Below are 2,885 nucleotides of genomic sequence, written 5' to 3'. Positions count from 1 at the left end.
GTATTAGTTATTGGCATTTGGGGCAACTCCTCTGCTTTGCTGCTCACATGCCCCCAATCTTGCCCCCAGTTGCCCCCGGATGTCAACGGCCAGCAATGGTCTCAATTGGACGTCTGGTGCCCAATTTTCAAGAGTTATCGCGTCTCAGTGGATTCATTTGGAATTCTCTGGAAGAATCTTGGTAGCGCTAACGGGAATCGAACCCGTGTTTTAAGATTGAGAATCTCACGTCCTAACCCCTAGACGATAGCGCCACATATGGAGGGGGCGGCCAGTCCAGCCGCCTTCTTAATCTATCAAAAAATCAATGGTATGCCAAAGCTTACTGGGCCGGGAACTTGCCCTTAGATGCCCAGTTTCCGCACTTCCTCGTTGTAGTACTTGCGGTACAGAATCTCCCACTCCTGCGAGCCTTCGAGGATGATCTTGCGCTGCGAGGCAATCTTCTGGCGGGCCGCTGTGTCGATGCGGGCCTCTTCCGTTAGCAGTTCTTCGAGGGCCTTGCGGGCTTCCTGGCGGATCGTGTTGCGATCTTCATTGAAGCCGACAGCGTCGATATCGGCCAGGGTGTCTGCCACGGTGTGGGCAAGCTTGTTCAGCTTGTCACGGTTGATTCTCATAGCACCGCCTTGTACTTCTTGGCGAGCTCGGTCTTCACCTTCTTGAACATCTCGGCATATTGCGCCCCGGATTTGCGCATTTCGTCGGAGTACGCGTCGAGAATCACGCGCACTTCTTCGTTGATGCGGTCCTCGAGCGCAAGCTCCTCGGTGAGGCCCTCCGTGACGCGCGCCTCTGTGCCTTTCAAGTCGCTGGTGGTGATCAGCTTGGCATCTAGAAGGTGCTTGACCGTACGGCGGGCGAGATACCCAATGTATTCGCGAGAAAAAATCATGAGCTAAACTTCAGGATACCGCATCAGACCGCCCGGTGTACATAATGCAAGTCCATGGACTAGTTCGATTAACCCCGATGCGGGCAGCTCTTCGTATTGATGCACGCATCGGGCAGGCGCAGCCGTTCCACCGGCCGACCGTTCACCAGGTGCTCCTGCACAATCTCCGCCGCATCTTCGGGCTTCACGTGGCCGTACCACACAGCCTCGGGATACACCACTACCGTAGGCCCATGCTCGCACTGGTCCAGGCATCCGGATTTGTTGATGCGCACTGTGTTTCCGAGGCCGGCAGCCTTTGAAAGTTGCTGTAACTGTGTGTGTAATTCGCTCTTTCCATCGGCTGTGCACGAGGGCCGCGGTGCGCCTTCGGGACGGATATTATGGCAGACAAAAACGTGGTGCTCGAACAGGGGCAATTGTCACTCCTCCACCTCCAGCTTACAGGTCGTAGATCGGCTCAAACTTTCCACATTTGCTCCTGCCCGCCTCACTCCCATCTGAGAGAATGATTCCTTGACTATGAGCACGGACAATCTTCTGTCGCTGAAAGACGATATGGTGGCCTTCATCGAGGGCCACGGTCTCGTACGTCTTCCGGGATACATCACCGAGGACATCCCTTCTGTCGTATGGGAAGGCGAAAGCAATCCTGACGCGTGGAAAGACTTCGTCGAAATGGCCAAACGCGTCGGAGCGCCTTTCGTCACGTTCAGCGAGATGCGCCTGGAACGCGAAGAACTCGATAGCCTCATCGAAGAAGCCGGCGAAATGAACTTCCCCGACGAAGAAGCGTCCGAGCTCGTAGAAGCGCAGTGGCTGCGCAAGTATGCCGGCATGGTTGGCTACATCCAGCTTGGCTTCATCTACCAGGGGATTGTCTTTCTGCACGAAACCACCACCGAGTGGTACGAGCGTTTCCAGTCCTTGCTTGAAGATGTAGAGAGTTTTAACGACATCATCATCGACGACCACGATCACGAGCACGACGAAGAGGACGAGTAAGCTCGGTGAGCGCGACGAGCGCAGCTTCGAACAGCGCCACACTTCTTGCCACCCCACGTCAGCGTTGGATCCTGGCCGAGCCTCATCCGCAGGAAGCCTTGGCGCTCGCCGAAGCTGCACGGATTCCCGCCGTACTGGCCGAACTCCTGATCGCTCGCGGCATCACCACCGCCGGCGAAGCTTTCGCGTTCCTCAATCCTGAAATTGCACAGCTCCACAATCCGCTCCTTATGCTCGGCATGAAGACGGCCGTGGAGCGCGTCGAAGCAGCCATCGCGCGCAAGGAACCCATCCTGCTCTACGGTGACTATGACGTGGACGGCACCACCGCCGTCGTCTTGCTTAAGACCACAATTGAATTGCTCGGCGGCGAGGTTCGCTTCCATGTGCCCCATCGATTGCGCGAGGGCTACGGACTGCAATCCGCCGTACTCGAAGCCGCCTATACCGAGGGTGTTCGTCTCGTCATCACTGTCGACACCGGAATGCGCGCCTTTGCCGAAGCAGAAACCGCGCAACGCCTCGGCCTCGACTTCATCATCACCGACCACCATCTTTCGCGATCCGACGATGCCGTCCCGATTGCGCTGGCCATTCTCAATCCCAACCAGCACAACTGCGGCTATCCCGAGAAGTCGCTCTGCGGTGCGTCGATCGCCCTCAAGCTTGCTCAGGCGCTGCTCGAGCGCCACGATGCCGAGCGCACCCGCGACAAGCTGCTGCCAAGTTTCCTCAAAATGGCCGCCATCGCGACCATCGCCGATGCCGTGCCGCTTCGTAGCGAGAATCGTGTCATCGCGGCGCTGGGCCTGCGCGAGTTGCGCAAGCCTGTCGGAGCGGGCCTTCGCGCGCTCTTCGCGGCCGCTCAACTTAATGTCGCAACCAAGCCGATCACGAGCTTCGATATTGCTTTTCGCGTGGCACCCCGCATCAACGCCGCAGGCCGCATGGACGTCGCTTCAGACATCATCGAGCTTTTCTGCAC

At 57.6% G+C, this 2,885-nt stretch carries 5 protein-coding genes and 1 tRNA gene; 2 read left to right on the top strand and 4 right to left on the bottom strand.

All coding sequences use genetic code 11. The features are described 5' to 3' along the window. Window positions 1–179 precede the first annotated feature (179 nt). The 4 genes from WA354_RS21980 to WA354_RS21965 form a co-directional block, all read right to left on the bottom strand. A tRNA-Glu gene (locus WA354_RS21980) sits at window positions 180–254 on the bottom strand. A 90-nt stretch (window positions 255–344) separates the two neighbouring features. Next, window positions 345–620 (bottom strand): DUF507 family protein, encoded by a 276-nt coding sequence (locus tag WA354_RS21975; protein WP_472815162.1) that lies wholly within the window; start codon window positions 618–620, stop codon window positions 345–347. Next, the gene (locus WA354_RS21970) at window positions 617–895 is read right to left on the bottom strand and encodes a DUF507 family protein (protein WP_472815161.1); all 279 of its coding nucleotides are present in this window, start codon (window positions 893–895) and stop codon (window positions 617–619) included. The genes WA354_RS21975 and WA354_RS21970 overlap by 4 nt, the downstream gene beginning before the upstream one ends. A 68-nt stretch (window positions 896–963) precedes the next feature. Beyond that, window positions 964–1,314: a (2Fe-2S) ferredoxin domain-containing protein gene (locus WA354_RS21965; protein ID WP_472815160.1), complete on the bottom strand. Its 351-nt coding sequence runs from the start codon at window positions 1,312–1,314 to the stop codon at window positions 964–966. Window positions 1,315–1,417: 103 nt separating this feature from the next. Between WA354_RS21965 and WA354_RS21960 the strand changes: the two genes are divergently transcribed. Together WA354_RS21960 and WA354_RS21955 are read left to right on the top strand one after the other, a co-directional pair. Then, window positions 1,418–1,900, top strand: a complete 483-nt coding sequence (locus WA354_RS21960; RefSeq protein WP_472815159.1) for a hypothetical protein — start codon at window positions 1,418–1,420, stop codon at window positions 1,898–1,900. Between the two features lie 5 nt (window positions 1,901–1,905). Further along, the coding region (locus tag WA354_RS21955) for a single-stranded-DNA-specific exonuclease RecJ (RefSeq protein WP_472815158.1) at window positions 1,906–2,885 on the top strand (980 nt) is incomplete at its 3' end.

Source organism: Occallatibacter sp. (genome assembly GCF_049802275.1).
GTDB lineage: Bacteria > Acidobacteriota > Terriglobia > Terriglobales > Acidobacteriaceae > Telmatobacter.
Note: the sequence above shows the minus strand (reverse complement) of the source record. Positions and strands in the feature narration are given on the sequence as shown.

Coding starts and splice junctions, on each gene's coding strand:
- WA354_RS21970 (WP_472815161.1), bottom strand. CDS start 895: ATGATTTTTTCTCGCGAATACATTGGGTATCTCGCCCGCCGTACGGTC.
- WA354_RS21975 (WP_472815162.1), bottom strand. CDS start 620: ATGAGAATCAACCGTGACAAGCTGAACAAGCTTGCCCACACCGTGGCA.
- WA354_RS21960 (WP_472815159.1), top strand. CDS start 1,418: ATGAGCACGGACAATCTTCTGTCGCTGAAAGACGATATGGTGGCCTTC.